The 19,096-nt window shown below is 73.7% G+C and carries 18 protein-coding genes; 1 reads left to right on the forward strand and 17 read right to left on the reverse strand.

Annotated elements, in window-relative coordinates; translation table 11 throughout:
• Nucleotides 1-315 precede the first annotated feature (315 nt).
• Together tyrS and ASD06_RS12275 are read right to left on the reverse strand one after the other, a co-directional pair.
• Nucleotides 316-1,578, reverse strand: a complete 1,263-nt coding sequence (gene tyrS, locus ASD06_RS12270; protein ID WP_056677888.1) for a tyrosine--tRNA ligase — start codon at nucleotides 1,576-1,578, stop codon at nucleotides 316-318.
• Nucleotides 1,579-1,640: 62 nt separating this feature from the next.
• Nucleotides 1,641-2,336 (reverse strand): DNA-3-methyladenine glycosylase, encoded by a 696-nt coding sequence (locus tag ASD06_RS12275; RefSeq protein WP_082537991.1) that lies wholly within the window; start codon nucleotides 2,334-2,336, stop codon nucleotides 1,641-1,643.
• Between the two features lie 75 nt (nucleotides 2,337-2,411).
• On the opposite strand from ASD06_RS12275, the gene ASD06_RS12280 reads away from it, so the two are divergent.
• A complete protein-coding gene (locus ASD06_RS12280) occupies nucleotides 2,412-2,654 on the forward strand; it encodes a hypothetical protein (RefSeq protein WP_056677891.1) in 243 nt (80 codons plus the stop codon).
• Here the strand turns inward: ASD06_RS12280 and argH are convergent.
• From argH to infC, 15 genes are all read right to left on the reverse strand, one after another.
• The gene (gene argH / locus ASD06_RS12285) at nucleotides 2,651-4,108 is read right to left on the reverse strand and encodes an argininosuccinate lyase (RefSeq protein WP_056677894.1); all 1,458 of its coding nucleotides are present in this window, start codon (nucleotides 4,106-4,108) and stop codon (nucleotides 2,651-2,653) included. The two genes, ASD06_RS12280 and argH, sit on opposite strands and share 4 nt — an antisense overlap.
• Entirely contained in the window at nucleotides 4,108-5,538 is a 1,431-nt protein-coding gene (gene argG, locus ASD06_RS12290) for an argininosuccinate synthase (RefSeq protein WP_056677897.1), read from the reverse strand. Before argG ends, argH begins: the two co-directional genes overlap by 1 nt.
• Entirely contained in the window at nucleotides 5,535-6,104 is a 570-nt protein-coding gene (locus ASD06_RS12295) for an arginine repressor (RefSeq protein WP_056677900.1), read from the reverse strand. The genes argG and ASD06_RS12295 overlap by 4 nt, the downstream gene beginning before the upstream one ends.
• Nucleotides 6,101-7,036 (reverse strand): ornithine carbamoyltransferase, encoded by a 936-nt coding sequence (gene argF, locus ASD06_RS12300; RefSeq protein ID WP_056677903.1) that lies wholly within the window; start codon nucleotides 7,034-7,036, stop codon nucleotides 6,101-6,103. The genes ASD06_RS12295 and argF overlap by 4 nt, the downstream gene beginning before the upstream one ends.
• The gene (locus ASD06_RS12305) at nucleotides 7,036-8,310 is read right to left on the reverse strand and encodes an acetylornithine transaminase (protein ID WP_056677905.1); all 1,275 of its coding nucleotides are present in this window, start codon (nucleotides 8,308-8,310) and stop codon (nucleotides 7,036-7,038) included. The genes argF and ASD06_RS12305 overlap by 1 nt, the downstream gene beginning before the upstream one ends.
• The gene (gene argB / locus ASD06_RS12310) at nucleotides 8,307-9,188 is read right to left on the reverse strand and encodes an acetylglutamate kinase (protein ID WP_082538024.1); all 882 of its coding nucleotides are present in this window, start codon (nucleotides 9,186-9,188) and stop codon (nucleotides 8,307-8,309) included. Before argB ends, ASD06_RS12305 begins: the two co-directional genes overlap by 4 nt.
• 23 nt (nucleotides 9,189-9,211) lie before the next feature.
• A complete protein-coding gene (gene argJ, locus ASD06_RS12315) occupies nucleotides 9,212-10,363 on the reverse strand; it encodes a bifunctional glutamate N-acetyltransferase/amino-acid acetyltransferase ArgJ (protein WP_056677910.1) in 1,152 nt (383 codons plus the stop codon).
• On the reverse strand, nucleotides 10,360-11,409 hold the full coding sequence (argC, locus tag ASD06_RS12320; RefSeq protein ID WP_056677913.1) for an N-acetyl-gamma-glutamyl-phosphate reductase: 1,050 nt from the start codon (nucleotides 11,407-11,409) through the stop codon (nucleotides 10,360-10,362). Before argC ends, argJ begins: the two co-directional genes overlap by 4 nt.
• Nucleotides 11,410-11,509: 100 nt before the next feature.
• The gene (pheT, locus tag ASD06_RS12325) at nucleotides 11,510-14,038 is read right to left on the reverse strand and encodes a phenylalanine--tRNA ligase subunit beta (RefSeq protein ID WP_056677917.1); all 2,529 of its coding nucleotides are present in this window, start codon (nucleotides 14,036-14,038) and stop codon (nucleotides 11,510-11,512) included.
• Complete coding sequence (pheS, locus tag ASD06_RS12330) at nucleotides 14,038-15,132, reverse strand: phenylalanine--tRNA ligase subunit alpha (RefSeq protein WP_056677918.1); 1,095 nt, start codon at nucleotides 15,130-15,132, stop codon at nucleotides 14,038-14,040. The genes pheT and pheS overlap by 1 nt, the downstream gene beginning before the upstream one ends.
• A 110-nt stretch (nucleotides 15,133-15,242) precedes the next feature.
• Nucleotides 15,243-16,337 carry an ATP-binding protein gene (locus tag ASD06_RS12335; RefSeq protein ID WP_056677921.1) on the reverse strand — a complete coding sequence of 365 codons (1,095 nt, stop codon included), beginning with the start codon at nucleotides 16,335-16,337 and terminating at the stop codon, nucleotides 15,243-15,245.
• 81 nt (nucleotides 16,338-16,418) lie between these two features.
• A complete protein-coding gene (locus ASD06_RS12340) occupies nucleotides 16,419-17,438 on the reverse strand; it encodes an RNA methyltransferase (RefSeq protein WP_056677924.1) in 1,020 nt (339 codons plus the stop codon).
• A 52-nt stretch (nucleotides 17,439-17,490) separates the two neighbouring features.
• Entirely contained in the window at nucleotides 17,491-17,877 is a 387-nt protein-coding gene (gene rplT / locus ASD06_RS12345) for a 50S ribosomal protein L20 (protein WP_056677928.1), read from the reverse strand.
• A 68-nt stretch (nucleotides 17,878-17,945) separates the two neighbouring features.
• Nucleotides 17,946-18,140 carry a 50S ribosomal protein L35 gene (rpmI, locus tag ASD06_RS12350; protein WP_056677931.1) on the reverse strand — a complete coding sequence of 65 codons (195 nt, stop codon included), beginning with the start codon at nucleotides 18,138-18,140 and terminating at the stop codon, nucleotides 17,946-17,948.
• A gap of 109 nt (nucleotides 18,141-18,249) precedes the next feature.
• Nucleotides 18,250-18,882: a translation initiation factor IF-3 gene (gene infC / locus ASD06_RS12355; protein WP_082537992.1), complete on the reverse strand. Its 633-nt coding sequence runs from the start codon at nucleotides 18,880-18,882 to the stop codon at nucleotides 18,250-18,252.
• Between the last annotated feature and the right edge of the window lie 214 nt (nucleotides 18,883-19,096).

Raw genomic sequence — 19,096 nt, forward strand, 5'->3', positions numbered from 1 at the left:
TGCCGTTCTCGTTCTACTGCCCGTCCGCGTCGAGGTCCTCGGGCCGAGGCGCGAGGCCTGCGGTGAGGTCCTTCAGTGGGGACCGGGGTCACCTACTCTAGCAGGCTCTAGGAGCCGGTCTGACCAGCGCCCTCAGGACGCCGGCGACCCCCGAGCAAGACACTCGGCGCCATCAGCAGGAAGTCAGCCTGCGGGACCGGCCACCTCACGGTGTCCGTGCCTCCCAACCGGGCTGACGTCGAGAAGATTACGGGCGCCGTCTCGGCCGAGTCAAATCCGCCGCGCCGGCCGCGGGGAACCCAGCTGCCCCATGCCTCAGGAGGCCACGACCGCTGCGGCCAGGGACTTCTTGCCCCGCCGCAGGACGGCGAAGCGACCGTGCAGCAGGTCGTCCGCCGTCAGCACGGCGTCGGGGTCCGTCACCTTGACGTTGTTGACGTACGCCCCGCCCTCGTCGATCGTGCGGCGCGCCGCCGAACGGCTGGCCGACAGGCCGGCGTCCACGAACGCGTCCACCACCGAGCTGCCCGCCTTCACCGAGGCCTGTGGCAGCTCCGCGGTCGCGTCCGCGAGGGTCCGCTCGTCGAGCTCGTCGAGCGCACCTCGCCCGAAGAGCGCGCGACTGGCCGCCTCGACGGCCGCGGTGGCCTGCGCGCCGTGGACCAGCGTCGTCACGTCGGCCGCCAGGGTGCGCTGGGCCTCCCGTGCGAACGGGCGCTCGGTCACCTCGCGGTCGAGCGCCTCGATCTGCTCGCGGCTGCGGTCGGTGAAGACCTTCAGCAGCGTGACCACCGACGCGTCCTCGACGTTGAGCCAGTACTGGTAGAACGCGTACGGACTGGTCATGTCCGCCGACAGCCAGATCGCGTTGCCCGCGCTCTTACCGAACTTCTCCCCCGACGAGTCGGTGAGCAGCGGTGTGGTCAGCAGGTGCACCGACGCCCCCTCGACCCGGTGGATCAGGTCGGAGCCGGCCGTGAGGTTGCCCCACTGGTCGTTCCCGCCGGTCTGCAGGGTGCACCCGTAGTCGCGGAACAGCTGCAGGTAGTCGAGCCCCTGCAGCAGCTGGTAGCTGAACTCGGTGTAGGAGATGCCCTCGTCGGAGTTGAGCCGCGCGGCGATGGCCTCCTTCTTCACCATCTGGTTGACCCGGAAGTGCTTGCCCACGTCCCGCAGGAAGTCCAGCGCCGACAGCCCCTGGGTCCAGTCGAGGTTGTTGACGAACACCGCGGGGTTCTCGCCGTCGCTACGCAGGAACGGGCGCACCTGGTCCTGGATGCGGGCCACCCACTGCGCCGTCTGCTCCTTGGTCTTGAGCACCCGCTCGGCGCTGGGCCGCGGGTCACCGATGAGGCCGGTGGAGCCGCCCACGAGGCAGATGACCCGGTGCCCCGCCCGCTGCAGGTGACGCAGCACGATCAGCTGCACGAGGTTGCCGAAGTGCAGCGAAGGCGCGGTCGGGTCGAAGCCGCAGTAGGCCGTGAGCGGACCGTCCGCGAGGGCCTGGCGCAACGCGGCTTCGTCGGTGGTCTGCGCCACCAACCCACGCCACTTCAGCTCGTCGAGGATGTCGACCACGATCGTCCCTTCGTCCGTGCCGGAGCCCGCGCCCCGCCGTCTGCTGCCGCCAGCCTGCCTGATCAGCCCGCGCTGCGGCGAACCGGTTCCTGGCGCCCATCGCCGCGCACCACGCCCGGCCGGTACGCCGACACGCTGGGCTCGCCGTCGAGCCAGAACCGCCAGGGGTAGCGCTCGCCGTCCCCTCCGGCGCCGCTGACGCCGACCCGCGGGCCCGTCCGGACGGCGCTCCCCGGCGTCGCGGGGACCACCAGCCGCACCGGGGACGCCGACCGCGCACCCCCCAGGGCCACGCCGTCGAGCGAGCCGTCGAGTCCCAACGCGGAGGCGAGGCGGGCCGGGCCGCGGGCCAGGTCGCGGTCGGTCCGCGCCGCCGGACGGCGGGCGCGGGCCAGGTCGTGGCCGCCCACCACCTCGCCGGCGCGCAGCAGGACGGCGGACGCCGCGCCCTCCGGCGCGCACACCACGTTCACGCACCAGTGCATGCCGTACGAGAAGTACACGTAGAGGTGCCCGGGCGGCCCGAACATGACCTGCGTGCGGGGCGTGCGCCCGTTGCGCGCGTGCGACCCCGGGTCCCCCGGCCCGGCGTAGGCCTCGACCTCGGTGAGCCGGACGGCCACCACTCCGGCGTCGGTGCGGTGCTCGAGGACAGCGCCGAGCAACCGCGGCGCGACGTCGAGCACCGGGCCGCTCAGCAGCCGCGCGAGCGAGCGCGGCGGCGCGCCGGCGCCGGGCGGCAGGTCGAGGTCGGCCACCTGCGGATCGTACGGGCGCCGCCGGGCTGCGGCCCGCTCGGGCGGCCGGCGCCGCGCGCGGGCACACTCGGTGCCATGGCCCGTCGAGAGCGGCGTGCGCCGCGGTACGACATCGTGACGCCGACCGAGCGCGAGCGGCTCGACGCCGACATCGCCCAGCGTCGCCGCCGCTACTTCGTGCTGTGGGTGCCCTGCATCGTGCTCGTGGTGTTCGGCTTCTTCGTGCCGGCCCCGACGCCGCTGCGGGTCGCGGCGCTCGCGCTGGCCGCTCCCCTGCTGCCGGCGGCGGCGTTCGTCGGCAACCGGCGGGGTCGCTAGCGGCCGCGGGCCGAGGGCGCTGCCGAGGCCCACGCGCGCGCGTCGCTCAACGCGCCGCGCGCCGCGTCCAGCTGCTCGGCCACCCGGGCCGGCGCGGTGCCTCCCACGGCGTCGCGCGACGCGAGCGACCCCTCGACCGACAACACCTCGCGGACCCCGGCGCCGAGGTGCGGTGAGATCTCGGCGAGGTCGGCGTCGTCGAGGTCCCACAGCTCGATGCCGCGCTGCTCGCAGCGGCGGACGCACTCGCCCGCCACCTCGTGCGCCACCCGGAACGGCACGCCCTGGCGCACCAGCCACTCGGCGATGTCGGTGGCCAGGGCGAAGCCCTGCGGCGCCAGCTCGGCGAGCCGGTCGGTGTGGAACACCAGCGTCGCGACCATGCCGCTCACGGCCGGCAGCAGCACCTCGAGGGTGTCGACGGCGTCGAACACCGGCTCCTTGTCCTCCTGCAGATCGCGGTTGTAGGCGAGCGGCAGGCCCTTGAGCGTCGCGAGCAGGCCGGCGTGGTCACCGATGAGCCGGCCGGCCTTGCCGCGCGCCAGCTCGGCGACGTCGGGGTTCTTCTTCTGCGGCATGATGCTCGACCCGGTCGAGTAGGCGTCGTCGAGCGTGACGAAGGAGAACTCCTTCGTGGCCCAGACGATGACCTCCTCGGCCAGCCGCGAGACGTCGACGCCGACCATGGCCGTGACGAAGGAGAACTCTGCGACGACGTCGCGGGCTGCGGTGCCGTCGATCGAGTTCTCGACGGGCCGGTCGAAGCCGAGCTCAGCGGCCACGGCGGCGGGGTCGAGGCCGAGCGAGGAGCCCGCCAGAGCGCCCGAGCCGTACGGCGAGGCCGCCGCGCGCGCGTCCCAGTCGCGCAGCCGATCGACGTCGCGCAGCAGCGGCCAGGCGTGGGCCAGCAGGTGGTGGGCCAGCAGGACCGGCTGCGCGTGCTGCAGGTGGGTGCGACCCGGCATCGGTGCCGTCGAGTGGGCGGCGGCCTGCTCGACGAGCGCCTGGACGACGTCGAGCACCCGGGCTGCGACGACGCGCGCGTGGTCGCGCAGGTACATCCGCACGAGCGTGGCGATCTGGTCGTTGCGCGAGCGCCCGGCGCGCAGCCGGCCGCCCAGCTCGGGCCCGGCTCGCTCGATGAGCCCACGCTCGAGCGCCGCGTGCACGTCCTCGTCGTCCGGCGCCGGGCCGAAGGCGCCGCAGGCCACGTCGGCGTCGAGGCGGTCGAGCGCCGTGAGCATCCCCGCGAGGTCGTCGTCGTCGAGCAGCCCCGCGGTGTGCAGCACCCGGGCGTGCGCCCGCGAACCGGCGAGGTCGTAGCGGGCCAGCCGCCAGTCGAAGTGGGTGCTGCGGCTGAGCTCGGCGAGAGCATCAGCCGGTGCTCCCGAGAAGCGCCCGCCCCACAGCGCCCCGGCGTTCGTGCCCTGCTGGCGGCCAGTGTCGTCGCTCATCAGTCGGTACCCGCCTCCATCGCGGCCTGGTCGAGCGCCGCCTCCTCGTCCCCCGCGACGCCGGGGTTCTGGGTGATCTGGTCGAAGCCCCCCGCGGGCAGCTCGCCGAAGAGCGTGCCGTGCTCGACGAGCACCTGCCCCTGGTCGAGCGGCTGACCGGCGTACAGCTCGAGCAGCGCGCGCGAGTCGGCGATGTCGAGGTTGCGCATCGTCAGCTGGCCGATGCGGTCGGTGGGGCCGAAGGCGGCGTTCTCCGTGCGCTCCATCGACAGCTTGTCGGGGTGGTAGGAGAACGCCGGGCCCTCGGTGCGCACGATCGTGTAGTCCTCGCCGCGGCGCAGGCGCACCGTGACCTCGCCGGTGACCACTGAGGCGATCCAGCGCTGCACCGACTCGCGCAGCATCAGCGACTGCGGGTCCAGCCAGCGTCCCTCGTAGAGCAGCCGGCCGAGCCGACGGCCGTGGGCGTGGTAGCTCGCGATGGTGTCCTCGTTGTGGATCGCGTTGACCAGGCGCTCGTAGGCGATCCAGAGCAGCGCCATACCCGGCGCCTCGTAGATGCCGCGGCTCTTGGCCTCGATGATGCGGTTCTCGATCTGGTCGGACATGCCGAGTCCGTGCCGACCACCGATGGTGTTGGCCTCGTGCACCAGGGCGACCGCGTCGTCGTAAGTGACGCCGTTGATCGCCACCGGGCGCCCGCGCTCGAAGCGCACGGTGACGTCCTCGGCCTCGATCGCGATGGCGGGGTCCCAGAAGCGCACGCCCATGATGGGCTCGACGGACTCCAGCGAGACGTCGAGGTGCTCGAGCGTCTTGGCCTCGTGCGTCGCGCCCCAGATGTTCGCGTCGGTGGAGTACGCCTTCTCCTTGCTGTCGCGGTAGGGCAGGTCGTGCTCGGTGAGCCACTGGCTCATCTCGGCCCGACCGCCCAGCTCCTCGACGAAGCGGGCGTCGAGCCAGGGCTTGTAGATGCGCAGGGAGGGGTTGGCGAGCAGGCCGTAGCGGTAGAACCGCTCGATGTCGTTGCCCTTGAACGTCGAGCCGTCGCCCCAGATGTCGACACCGTCCTCGTGCATGGCGCGCACGAGCATCGTGCCCGTGACCGCCCGCCCGAGCGGCGTGGTGTTGAAGTAGGCGCGGCCACCGGAGCGGATGTGGAACGCGCCGCACGCCAGGGCGGCCAGCCCCTCCTCGACCAGCGGACGGCGGCAGTCGACCGCGCGCGACAGCTCGGCGCCGTACTGCAGCGCACGGGCCGGGACACCGTCGATGTCGGGCTCGTCGTACTGGCCGATGTTCGCGGTGTAGGTGCACGGGACGGCACCGTTCTCGCGCATCCAGGCCACGGCCACCGAGGTGTCGAGGCCGCCGGAGAAGGCGATGCCGACGCGCTCGCCGACGGGCAGGGAGGTGAGGACCTTGCTCAACGTGGGTTCCTTCGGGTGGTGGTGCCGGTGGGGACTCGGTCATCGGGATCGGTGTCGTTGGCCAGCGCGAGCAGACGCTCGGCAACGGCTTCGCCGCCGGCCGCGTCGCGGCTGATGACGAGCACGGTGTCGTCGCCGGCCACGGTGCCGAGGACGTCACTCGGGCGCACGCGGTCGATGGCCGAGGCCAGGAACTGGGCTGCGCCCGGGGGGGTGCGCAGCAGCGCCAGGTTGGCCGAGCCCTCCGCCGACACGAGCAGCTCGCCGAGCAGCCGGGCGAGCCGGGCCTCGGCGGCCGTGGAGTCCTGCACCGCGTGGGGCGTGCGGTCGCCGCCCTCGGCCGGGACGGCGTACACCAGGGCCCCGGAGGGGACGCGCACCTTCACGGCGTCGAGCTCGAGGAGGTCGCGCGAGAGCGTCGCCTGGGTGACCTCGATGCCGTCAGCCGCCAGCAGGTCGGCGAGCTGGGTCTGCGAGCGCACGGCGGTGTGCGACAGCACCTCGGCGATGCGCTGGAGCCGCGCCGTCTTGGTGTGTGCCGTCGCAGTGGCCGGACGCTCGGTCACGACGAGCGTTCCAGCAGCCAGGCGAGCAGGGCCTTCTGCGCGTGCAGGCGGTTCTCGGCCTCGTCCCACACCACCGACTGCGGCCCGTCGATCACCTCGGCCGCGATCTCGAGCCCGCGGTAAGCCGGCAGGCAGTGCAGGACGACGGCGTCGACCGCCGCGCGCGACAGGGCCGAGGCGTCGACGGCGAACGGCGTGAACGGGCTGGCCGCGCCTGCGCGCTCGCCCTTCTCGAGCTCCTGACCCATCGACACCCAGGTGTCGGTGGCCAGGGCGTCGGCGCCCTCGGCGGCCTCCTCCGGGCGGTCGGTGACGAGCACGGAGCCACCGGTCTCGGCGGCGATCTCGCGCGCCCGGTCGACCACGTCCGCGTCGGGCAGGTGCGAGGCGGGCGTGCCGATGCGCACGTGCAGGCCCGCGGTGGCGCCGCCGAGCAGGTATGAGTGGGCCATGTTGTTGGCGCCGTCGCCGAGGTAGGCGAGCGTGAGGCCGGCGAGCGTCTTCTTGTGCTCGCGGATGGTCTGCAGGTCGGCGAGGATCTGGCACGGGTGGAACGAGTCGGTGAGGGCGTTGACCACCGGCACGCGGCTGGCGGCGGCCATGGCCTCGATGCGGTCCTGGCCGAACGTGCGCCAGACGATCGCCGCGACCTGGCGGTCGAGCACCCGGGCGGTGTCCTCGATCGGCTCCCCGCGGCCCAGCTGGCTCGACTGGGCGTCGATCACGAGGGGGTACCCGCCCAGCTCGGCGACGCCGATGCTGAACGACACGCGCGTGCGCGTCGACGGCTTGTCGAAGAGCACCGCGACGGCCCGCGGCCCCTCGAGGGGGCGTAGCGCGAACCGGTCGGCCTTCACCCGCGCCGCCAGGTCGAGCACCTCGACCAGCTCGGTGGGGCTGAGGTCGTCGTCGCGCAGGAAGTGGCGGGGCATCACGGCTCCTGAGGGTCGTCGGCGGGCGGGTCGTCGGTGCAGGCGGCGGCCACGATCGCAGGCAGTGCGGCCAGGAAGGAGTCTGCCTGCTCGGGCGTCAGGATCAGCGGCGGCGCGAGGCGCACGGTGTCGGGCGCGACCGCGTTGACGATGAACCCGGCCTCGAGCGCGGCGGAGGCGACCTGCGCGGCGCGCGGCTCGTGCAGGTGGACGCCGAGCAGCAGGCCCTCGCCGCGCACCCCGGCCACGAGCGGCGCCCCGGCGGCGACCGCGCCGGCGGCGATGCGCCGTCCGACCTGCTGCACCCGGGGCAGCAGGCCGTCGCGCTCGATGACGTGGATCGTGGCGAGCGCCGCCGCGGCGGCGACCGGGTTGCCACCGAACGTGGTGCCGTGCTGGCCCGCGGTGAGCAGTCCGGACGCCCGCTCGCCGAGGGTGACGACCGCGCCCACGGGGATGCCGCCGCCGAGGCCCTTGGCCAGCGTGACGACGTCCGGCACGACGCCGTGCCGGGTGTGCGCGAACCACGCGCCGGTGCGACCCATGCCGGTCTGCACCTCGTCGACGACGAGCAGCGCGCCGACGCGCTCGGTGAGTCGGCGCGCTTCGACGAGGTAGCCCTCGGGCAGCGGACGCACCCCGGCCTCACCCTGCACCGGCTCGAGCACGAGCGCGGCGACCTGGTCGTCGAGGGCCGCCTCGAGGGCGGCGAGATCACCGAACGGAAGGTGCTCGACGCCGCCGGGCAGCGGCTCGAAGGGCTCGCGGTAGGCAGCCTTGTGGGTGAGCGCCAGCGCACCCAGGGTGCGGCCGTGGAAGGCGCCCTCGAGCGCCAGGATCCGGGGGCGTCCCGTGCGCCGGGCGATCTTGAACGCGCCCTCGTTGGCCTCGGCGCCGGAGTTGGCGAAGAAGACCCGCGAGCCGCGGGGTGCCTCGAGCAGGCCGAGCAGCCGCTCGGCGAGCGCCACCTGCGGCGCCGAGGCGAAGAAGTTCGAGACGTGGCCGAGGGTCGACAGCTGCGCGGTGACGGCACCGACCAACGTCGGGTGGGCGTGGCCGAGAGCGTTGGTGGCGATGCCGCCCAGCAGGTCGAGGTAGCGCCGGCCGTCGGCGTCCCAGACGTACGCGCCCTCACCGCGCACCAGCACGCGCTGCGGCGTGCCGTACGTCGGCAGCAGCGCGGCCGCGTAGCGCTCGAGCCACTGCGCGGACGAGGCGTCGGCGGACACCAGCGCGTCGGCGCTGGCGGCGGCGGAGGTGGGTTGCTCGCTCACGGCGTCACCATCGTTCCCGTGCCTTCGCTGGTCACCATCTCGAGCAGCAGCGCGTGCGGCAGGCGGCCGTCGACCACCGTGGCGCGGGTGACGCCGCCGCGAACGGCGCGCAGGCAGGCGGCCATCTTGGGGGCCATGCCGGAGTCGATCTGCGGCAGCACCTCCTCGAGCTCGTCGGCCGCGATCTGCTGCACGAGCGACGACCGGTCGGGCCAGTCGCTGTAGAGGCCCTCGACGTCGGTGAGCACCACGAGCTTGACCGCGCCCAGCGCGACGGCGAGCGCCGCGGCGGCGGTGTCGGCGTTGACGTTCAGCACCTGGCCACCGCGTTCGGGCGCGATGGACGACACGACGGGGATGCGTCCGGCGCCGACGAGGTCGAGCACCGCCGCCGGGTCGACCTCGACGACGTCGCCCACGAGTCCGATGTCGACCGGTGCGCCGTCGACGACGGGCCGGTGGCGCTCGGCCCGGAGGAGTCCGGCGTCCTCGCCCGAGAGCCCGACTGCGTGCGGGCCGTGCTCGTTGATGAGACCCACGAGCTCGCGACCGACCTGGCCGACGAGCACCATGCGCACCACGTCGACCGTCTCCTCGGTGGTGACGCGCAGGCCGGCGCGGAACTGCGACTCGATGCCGAGGCGGGCCAGCATGGCCGTGACCTGCGGGCCACCGCCGTGCACGACGACGGGGCGGATGCCGACGTGGCGCAGGAAGACCATGTCCTCGGCGAAGGCGCGCTTGAGGTGCTCGTCGGTCATGGCGTGCCCGCCGTACTTGATCACCACGACCTGGCCGTGGAACTGCTTGAGCCACGGCAGGGCGTCGATGAGGACGCCGGCGCGGGTGGCGTCCCAGGCCGGGTCGTCGGCGCGCATCGGTCGCGAGGTGCCCCAGCGGCTCATGTCGAGTACGCCGAGTTCTCGTGCACGTAGGCGTGCGTGAGGTCGTTGGTCCACACGGTAGCGGTGGCCTCCCCGGCCTTGAGGTCGATGACGAGGTGGACGTCGCGGGCGGTGAGGTCGACGCCGGCGCGGTCGTCGCCGGGGCCGCCGTCGCGGGCGATCCAGACGCCGTTCATCGCGACGTCGAGGGTCGAGGGGTCGAACGCCGCGCTCGTCGTGCCCACCGCCGCGAGCACGCGTCCCCAGTTGGGGTCGCGACCGAACACGGCGGTCTTGAACAGGTTGCTGCGGGCGACGGCACGAGCCACCTCGACGGCGTCGTCCTCGCTCGCCGCGCGCACCACCTCGATGGCGATGTCGTGCTCGGCGCCCTCGGCGTCGCGCATGAGCTGCTGGGCGAGGTCGTGGCAGACGGCGGTGAGCGCGGCGGTGAACGCCTCGGCGTCGGGCCGGACGCCGCTCGCACCGCTCGCCATGAGCAGCACCGTGTCGTTGGTCGACTGGCACCCGTCGGAGTCGAGGCGGTCGAACGTGACGCGCGTGGCGGCGCGCAACGCGTGGTCGCAGGTCACCGCGTCGACGTCCGCGTCAGTGGTGATGACGACGAGCATGGTGGCCAGGGCGGGCGCCAGCATGCCCGCGCCCTTGGCCATGCCCCCGACGACCCAGCCGTCGGACTCGTGCACGGCCTGCTTGCTGACGGTGTCGGTGGTCATGATCGCCGTCGCGGCGTCGGCTCCTCCGGCGGCGTCCAGGGCCGCGGCGACCGCGTCGATGCCGGCGGCCAGGCGGGGACCGTCGAGCTGCTCACCGATGAGACCCGTGGAGCACACGACGACGTCGCCGGCGTCCACGCCGACGAGCGCGCCCACCTGCTCGGCACTGGCGTGCGTGACGGCGAAGCCCTGCGGGCCGGTGTAGCAGTTGGCGCCCCCGGAGTTGAGCACGACGGCCCGCACCACACCGTCGGCGCTGGCGACCTCGCTCCACAGCACCGGGTTGGCCTTGCAGCGGTTGCTCGTGTAGACGGCGGCGGCTGCCGCCGAGGGGCCGTCGTTGACGACGAGGGCGAGGTCGGGGCGACCGGATGGCTTGAGTCCGGCGGTCACGCCGGCGGCCCGGAAGCCGCGGGCTGCGGTGACGCTCACGGTGCCACCCCGATCGTCGGCAGGCCCAGCGTCTCGGGTAGCCCCAGGGCGAGGTTGAGGCTCTGGATCGCGGCCCCTGCCGTGCCCTTGGTGAGGTTGTCGATCGCCGCGACCGCCACGACCCGACCGACGCGCTCGTCGACGGTCACCTGCACGTGCGCGGTGTTGGCGCCGTAGGTGTCGGCGGTGCGGGGCCAGCTGCCCTCGGGCAGCAGCTCGACGAACGCCTCGCCGGCGTACGCCCGCTCCCAGGCGATGCGCACGACGGCGGGGTCGGCGTCCGGCGTGAGGCGCGCGGTGCAGGTGGCCAGGATGCCTCGGGCCATGGGTGCGAGGGTAGGCGTGAACGAGACCGTGACCGGCCGGCCGGCCGCGGCCGCGAGGTTCTGCTCGATCTCTGGCGTGTGCCGGTGCACACCGCCCACGCCGTACGGCGACATCGAGCCCATGACCTCCGAGCCGAGCAGGTGCGCCTTCAGCGCCCGGCCGGCGCCCGAGGTGCCGGACGCCGCCACGACCACGACCTCGTCGGCCGCGAGCAGGCCGGCCGCGAAGCCCGGCGCCAGAGCGAGCGAGACGGCAGTCGGGTAGCAGCCCGGCACCGCGATGCGCCGAGCACCTGCGAGCCGCGCGCGCTGCGCGCCACCGCCGGCGAGCGGCAGCTCGGGCAGGCCGTAGGGCCACGTGCCGGCGTGGTCGGTGCCGTAGAAGGCCGTCCACGCCGCGGGGTCGGACAGCCGGAAGTCGGCGCCGCAGTCGATCACCGCCACGTCGTCGGGCAGCTGCCCAGCCAGGGCGGCCGACTGGCCGTGCGGGAGCGCCAGGACGACGGCGTCGTGCCCCGCCAGCTGCTCGGGGGTCGTCGCGACGAGCTCGCGCTCGGCGAGCGGGCGCAGGTGGGGGTGGTGCTCACCGAGCCGGGTGCCGACGCTCGAGCCGGCGGTCAGCGCCCCGATCTCGAGCTGGGGATGGGCCAGCGCGAGGCGCAGCACCTCTCCGCCCGCGTACCCACTGGCGCCCGCCACCGCGACCTTGATCACTCGCATGACTATACAGCCACACGCGAATCCATGCACCTGGCCCTGTGCCGTGATCATGCACGCCAGCCCCGGCAGACGGGGCTGACGTGCATGATCACGGGCGGGGTCAGTCGCGCAGCGTCGCTCCGGTGCGCTCGAAGGCGGCCGTCACGGCGGCGTCGCGGGCGGCGCTCGCCTCGTCACCGGTGAGGGTGCGGTCGGGAGCGCGCAGCACCAGGCGGTAGGCGAGCGAGCGCTTGCCCTCCCCGACCTGCTCGCCGCGGTACTCGTCGAACAGCCGCACCTGCTCGAGCAGCGCCCCACCGCCGTCGCGCAGCGCACGCTCGACGTCGGCCGCCGCCACGTCGGCGTCGACCACGAGCGCGACGTCGCGCAGCGCGACCGGGTGCGTCGGCACTGGCACCGCCGGCACGATCTCAGGCACAGCGGCGAGCAGCACGTCGAGGTCCACCTCGGCCGCGCACGTGCGCTCCGGCAGGTCGAGCGCCGCCACGACGGCCGGTGCGAGCTCACCGGCGTGAGCGACCAGGGTGCCGTCGGCCAGCGCGAGGCGCGCGCAGCGGCCTGGGTGCCACGGCGCGTGCTGGTCGGCCGTCACCACCAACGCCGGCAGGCCCAGGGACGCGGCCAGACCCTGCACGGCCGCGACGGCGTCCGTCCAGTCGGCTGCGCGCCCCGGACCCCACCACCCCGGCAGCTCGCGGTGCCCGGCCAGCAGCACGCCGGCCCGCAGCGGCTGCGCCGGGACGCCGGTCTCGAGCTGGTGGAGCACCGCGTCGTCCGGACGCCGGCCGCCAGCCGGGCGCGGAGCCGCCACGGGTGCGCCGTGCGGGCGGAACACGCGCCCGATCTCGAAGACGGCGACGTCCCGCGTGCCGCGCGAGAGGTTGCGGTGCACGGCGTCCGGCAGCGTCGCGAGCACGCTGGTGCGCAGCAGCGGCGCCTGCTCGCTGAGCGGGTTGGCCAGCCGCAGTGCCGTGCGCCGCGGGTCGTCGTCGGGCAGCGCCAGCTGGTCGAGCCGCTCCGCGGGCATGAACGGGTAGGTGAGCACCTCCACCAGGCCCTGCTCGGCGAGCGCGCGAGCCGCCGAGCGCCGCAGCCGCTGCTCGCGGGTCAGCCCCCGGCCGGCTGGGGCCGCCGGCAGCACCACCGGGATGGTGTCGTAGCCGTGCACGCGCGCGACCTCCTCGACGAGGTCTGCCCCCTCGAGCAGGTCCGGACGCCACGACGGCGCCATCACGACCAGCCGGTCAGCACGCTGCGGGTCGTCGCTCACGGTGCAGCCGACCGCCTCCAGCGCCTCGCGGACCTCGGCGTCGGTGTAGTCGCGCCCGGCGAGCCGGCGCGGAAGGTCGCGCTGCAGCGTGATCGGCTCTCGCGGCGCGCGCTGGTCGACGTCCGTCACGGCCTCGGCGCGGCCGCCGCCGTGCTCGACGAGCAACCGGACGGCCAGCTCGGCCGCGCGGTCGGCGAGATCGGTGTCGACGCCGCGCTCATAGCGCCGGGCGGCCTCGGTGCCGAGCTTGTGCCGGCGGGCGGTGCGCGCCACCGTGACGGGGTCGAAGTGCGCCGACTCCACGAGCAGGTTCGTGGTGTCGGGCGCCACCTCGCTGCTGGCTCCGCCCATGACGCCCGCGAGGGCCAGCACGCGCGAGGTGCCGTCAGCCGCCTCGTCGGTGATGAGCAGGTCCTGCGGGTCGAGCGTGCGCTCGATGTCGTCCAGCGTGGTGAGCCGCTCCCCCGCTCGCGCACGGCGCACGACGATGCGCTCGCCGAGCCGGTCGAGGTCGAAGGCGTGCAGCGGCTGGCCGGTGGCGAGCATGACGTAGTTCGTGACGTCGACCGCCAGCGAGATCGGCCGCATGCCGCACAGCGTGAGCACCGTGCGCATCCAGTCGGGGGTCGCGGCGCCCGGGTCGAAACCGCGCACGACGCGAGCGACGTACCGGTCGCAGCCGGGGCGTCCGCGCACGGGCGAGTCGTCGGCGAGGCGCACGGGGAAGCCCTGGCCATCGGCGAGCGGCACCTCGACGTCCGCCGGGTCGGTGAAGCGGCCGCCGGTGGCCAGCGCGTACTCGCGGGCGATGCCGCGCAGGCTGAAGCAGTAGCCGCGGTCGGGGTTGACGTTGACCTCGATGGCGACGTCGTCGAGACCCAGCAGGGCGATGGCATCGGTGCCCGGCTCGGCGTCGCCGGGCCCCGGGCGCTCCAGCACGATGATGCCGGCGTGGTCGTCGCCGAGGCCGAGCTCGCGCTCGGAGCAGATCATGCCGTCCGAGACGTGGCCGTAGGTCTTGCGCGCCGAGATCTCGAAGCCGCCGGGCAGGACGGCGCCGGGCAGAGCGACGACGACCGGGTCACCGGCGCCGAAGTTCGAGGCGCCGCAGACGATCCCGCGCACGTCGTCGGGTCCCGGGCCCACCTGCACCTGGCACCAGTGGATGGTCTTGCCGTTCTTCTGCGGCTCGGGCTCGACCGACAGCACGCGCCCGACCACGACCGGTCCGGTGAGGTCGCCGCCGTGCACGGCCTCCTCCTCGAGCCCGACGCGCCACAGCACGTCCAGCACTTGCTGGGGCGTCGTGCCGGCCGGCAGGTCGGTGTGCTCCCGCAGCCACGACAGCGGCGCGCGCATCAGATCTCCATCCCGTAGTGCTGGCTGAACCGGACGTCGCCCTCGACCATGTCGCGCATGTCGCGCACGCCGTAGCGCATCATCAGGGTGCGCTCGATGCCCATGCCGAACGCGAAGCCGCTGTAGCGGTCGGGGTCGACCCCGCACGAACGCAGGACGTTCGGGTGCACCATGCCGCAGCCACCCCACTCGATCCAGCCGATGCCGCCGCACGTCCGGCACTCCAGGTCGGCGCCGCGGCAGATGGCGCACTGCAGGTCGACCTCCGCGCTCGGCTCGGTGAACGGGAAGTACGACGGCCGCCAACGCAGCACGACGTCCGCGCCGAGCATCGCGCGCGCGAAGTACTCCAGCGTGCCCTTCAGGTGCGCCATCGACAGCCCCTCGTCGACGGCCAGGCCCTCGACCTGGTGGAACACCGGCGTGTGCGTCGCGTCGAGCTCGTCGGTGCGGAACACCTTGCCCGGGCACACGACGTACGTCGGCACGCCGCGCTCGAGCAGCGTGCGCACCTGCACCGGCGAGGTGTGCGTGCGCAGCACCAGCCCGGCGTCGGGTGGCTCGACGAAGAAGGTGTCCTGCATCTGGCGCGCCGGGTGGTCGGCGTCGAAGTTGAGCGCGTCGAAGTTGAACCACTCCGACTCCAGCTCTGGGCCTTCGGCGACCTCCCAACCCATGGCCACGAAGAGGTCCTCGATCTTGTCCTGCAGCGTGTTGAGCGGGTGGCGGGCTCCGCGCGGGGCGCGGTCGACCGGCAGCGTGACGTCGACGGCCTCCTCCACCAGCACGCGGGCGTCGCGCTCGGCCTCCAGCACGCTCTGCCGCTCAGCGAAGGCGCGGCTCACCTCGCCGCGGGCCTGGCCCACCCGGCGTCCGGCGTCGGCGCGGGCTGCCGGCGGCAGGGCGGCGATCTCGCGGTTGGCCAGTGCCAGCGGGCTGCGGTCGCCCGCGTGGGCCAGTCGGGCGCTCTTCAGCTCGTCCAGCGACGTGGCGGCGGCTGCGGCGGCGAGGGCGTCGGCCAGCGCGGCGTGCACCGACTCGACCGACAACGCCTCGACCTCCACGGGGTCGTAGCTGGAGTTGGGGGCGGACATGAGTACCTACTTCCGTGACGAGCGTGACGGCACCGCCGGCGACGGGGCCGGCGCACCAGGTGGCCATCGTCCCAGGCCGCGGTGAGGCGACGCTGAGGGGGCGCCCGCGCTCAGGCCACGTGGTCCGGGGCCGACGCGGGCAGGGTAAATCGGAACTGCGCACCACCCGACGCCGCGCGACCGACCGTGATCCGCCCGCCGTGCGCCTCGACCAGACCGCGCACGAGGTAGAGCCCCAGCCCCGTCCCACCGCGGCGGCGGCCGTGCCAGAACCGGGTGAACACCCGCTGCAGGTCGGCCTCGTCGATGCCCTCACCCTCGTCGCTCACGCTGACGACCAGCACGGGCTCGGCCGCCGCGCCGGGAGTCAGCACCTCGGAGCCGGACATGAGGTCCAGCGTGACGGTGCCGTCGCCGTGGCGCACGGCGTTTTCGAGCAGGTTGGCGAGCACCTGCTCGATCCGGTCGGGGTCGGCCCACACCTCGGGCAGCTCGGTGTCGGCGTTGACCACGAACTGCCGGGCGTCGGTGCCGCTGGCCACCATGCGGTCGACGTAGCGACGGGCGGCCGACTCGACGTCGACGGGCTGGCGCCGCACCTCCAGCCGTCCGGCGTCGATGCGCGAGATGTCGAGCAGCTCGGTGATGAGCCGGGTGACGCGGTCGGCGTCGTGCTCGATCGTCTCGAGCATGAAGCGTTTCTGGTCGTCGGTGAACCGGTCCCAGCGGCGCAGCAGCGTCGCGGTGAACCCCTTGACCGACGTCAGCGGCGAGCGCAGCTCGTGCGCCACGGTCGAGATGAGGGCGCCGTCCTCCTCGTGGGTGCGGCGCCGGCTGATGGCGTCGCGCACGGACAGCACCACGCGGTCGACCGGCGCCAGGTGCCCGGGCCGGTGGTAGGTGGCGGTGACGAACAGCTCGATCGGCTGCTCCTTGCCGGGCAGCAGCAGCAGCCGCTCGCGGTGGCCGGTGCGGGTGGCCAGGCCGTTCCAGGGGTCGGTGCACGTCCACCAGCGCCGGCCCTGGGTGTCCTGCAGCGGCAGGACCTCGCGCACGTCGCGGCCGAGCAGGTCGTCGCGCTGGCGCTGCAGGATCCGCACGGCGGCGGAGTTGAGCTGGACGACCCGGGCCGCGCCGTCAGCCACGAGCACGCCGTCGGGCAGGTGCTCGATCCCCACCGGTGAGGTGTCAGGCTCCGGGGACATCACGCATCGCCTGCGGGTGCGAGCTGGTCCGCGAGCATGAAGCGACTGTAGTCAATCCGGCGGACAGGGGAAGATCCGCGCTCACGAGTCGGTCTCGCCGCCGGTCCTGCGGCCCCCCACGCCGTCCGCTGCGCGGGAGGTCGTACGGCGGGACCTCGACAGGGCGCGGGACGAGGCGTACAGGCACACCGTCGCGGCCATCGCGAGGTTGAGGCTCTCGGCGCGCCCACGCAGCGGGACGCGCACGACGGCGTCGGCGAGGGCGCGGGTCTGCTCGTCCAGGCCCCACGCCTCGTTGCCGAACAACCACGCGGTCGGCCGGCGCAGCAGCGCCTCGGGGTCGTGCTCGGCGTCGTCGAGCAGGTCGTCGAGGTCGTGGTCGCCGGCACCGTCCGCAGCGAGGACGACGACACCGCGGGCCCGCAGGCCGGCCACGACGTCAGCCAGCGCCGGGCCCTGGCACACCGGCAGGTGGAACAGGCTCCCCGCCGTCGACCGCACGACCTTGGGGTTGTGGACGTCGACGCTGGCCTCGGTGAACACCACGCCGCAGGCTCCGGCAGCATCCGCCGCGCGCAGCACGGTGCCGGCGTTGCCGGGGTCGCGCCCGTGCACCAGCACGGCGACGAGCGGCAGCGCGCCCGGCGCGTCTGCCGCCTCGAGCACCGCGTCGGGCACCGCGTCGGGCACCGCGTCGGGCACGAAGTCGAGCACGGCGTCGAGCACGACGTCGAGCGGATGGTCGACGGTGCGGCACACGGCCAGCAGGCCCTGCGGCGAGACGGTGTCGGTGAGCGCCGCCATCACCGGCTCACTGGCGCCGAGAGGCACGATCGCGGCCTCGCGGGCCGCGGCGACGACGTCGGGCCAGCGCTCCAGCGCGGCGGACGTGGCGTACAGCTCGTCGACGACGTCACCGGTCTGGGCGTGCGCGGCGACGGCCTCACGGACGGCTTGGGGTCCCTCGGCGAGGAACCGGCCGCCCCGATCACGACCGACGCGCCTGGCCAGCCGGTGCACGCGCTTGACCCGGTCGGCTCGAGGGTTGTCGAGCCAGACCTCCACGCCGTCTCGTGTCGGATCGGCGGGGATGGGGGTCATCGGCGGTGCGGGCTGACGCAGGCGCGTCGGTGGGGTGCTGCTGAGCCTGGGCTCAGGCCGCGTCGGTGGCGGCGTCGGTGGTGGCCGGGACGTTCGCGCGAGACAGCTCGACGAGCGTGGTGAAGGCCGCGGCGTCGTTCACGGCCAGCTCGGCCAGCATGCGACGGTCGACCTCGACGCCGGCGGCCTTCAGGCCCTGGATGAACCGGTTGTACGTCATGCCGTTGGCGCGGGCCGCGGCGTTGATGCGCTGGATCCACAGGCGACGGAAGTCGCCCTTCTTGGCCCGGCGGTCGCGGTAGGCGTAGCCGAGGGAGTGGGTGACCTGCTCCTTGGCCTTGCGGTACAGGCGCGAGCGCTGACCGCGGTAGCCGCTCGCCCGCTCGAGGACGACCCGGCGCTTCTTCTGGGCGTTGACCGCCCGCTTCACGCGTGCCACGTGAGTACTCCTTCAGTGATGGCCGGCGACCGCTCCGTCGAGGAGGGCGCCGAGGGGAACGGGTGGCCTCAGCGGCCGAGCAGCTTCTTGATCTTCTTGACGTCCGACTTCGCGACCACGACGTCGTTGGAGAGGGCGCGGGCCTTCTGCGGCGTCTTCTCGTGGAACTTGTGGACGTGACCGGCCTGCTCGCGCATGACCTTGCCCTTGCCGGTGATCCGGAAGCGCTTCTTCGCACCACTGTGCGTCTTGTTCTTCGGCATGGCTGCCGTTCTCCTCGTCGTCGTCGACCCGCGGGTGCGGGCGCGTCTCGTCGTACCGGCCGGTGCGGGCACCGGTCGGGAGCTGGTGGTACCTGGTTCAGACCTGGGCTCAGGCCTCGGCGGGTGCCGGGGTCTCGGCGGGGCTCGTGGACGGCTCGGTGGCGCTGTCGGCAGCGGCTGCGGCGTCGTCCGCCGCGCTGCGCCGGCGGCGCTCCTCGGCCTTGGCGTCGGCCTTCTTCTTCGTGGGGCCGAGCACCATGATCATGTTGCGGCCGTCCTGCTTCGGCGCGCTCTCGACGAAACCGAGCTCGGCGACGTCCTCCGCGAGGCGCTGCAGCAGCCGGAAGCCCAGCTCGGGCCGGGACTGCTCGCGACCACGGAACATGATCGTGACCTTCACCTTGTCACCGGCCTTGAGGAACCGCTCGACGTGGCCCTTCTTGGTGCCGTAGTCGTGCGGGTCGATCTTCGGCCGGAGCTTGATCTCCTTGATCACGGTGTTGATCTGGTTCTTGCGGGCCTCACGGGCCTTCAGAGCCGCTTCGTACTTGAACTTGCCGAAGTCCATGAGCTTGCAGACCGGCGGGCGGGCCGTGGGGGCCACCTCGACCAGGTCGAGGTCAGCCTCCTGGGCCAGCCGCAGCGCGTCCTCGACGCGCACGATGCCGACCTGCTCGCCGTTGGGTCCGACGAGCCGCACCTCGGGTACCCGGATGCGGTCGTTGATGCGGGGCTCGCTGATGTGCTGCTCCTTGAGTTCGGGCGGGACCGCGGAGACGAGAAAGGCTCCCGTCGCCGTCGCGAGGGGAGCCTCAGGTGGTCCGTCAACCGCGGGGAGCGGGACGCCGGCGAACCGTCGTACCGCTGCTCACGGACCGGCCCGAGGGCCGGCCGGACCGAGACCCGGCAGCCGCTAGGCCACTCGGGTGGGAGAGACTCCACTTGCGCACCAGACC

Origin of the sequence: Angustibacter sp. Root456, assembly GCF_001426435.1 — a bacterium.
Classification (GTDB): Bacteria; Actinomycetota; Actinomycetes; order Actinomycetales; family Angustibacteraceae; genus Angustibacter.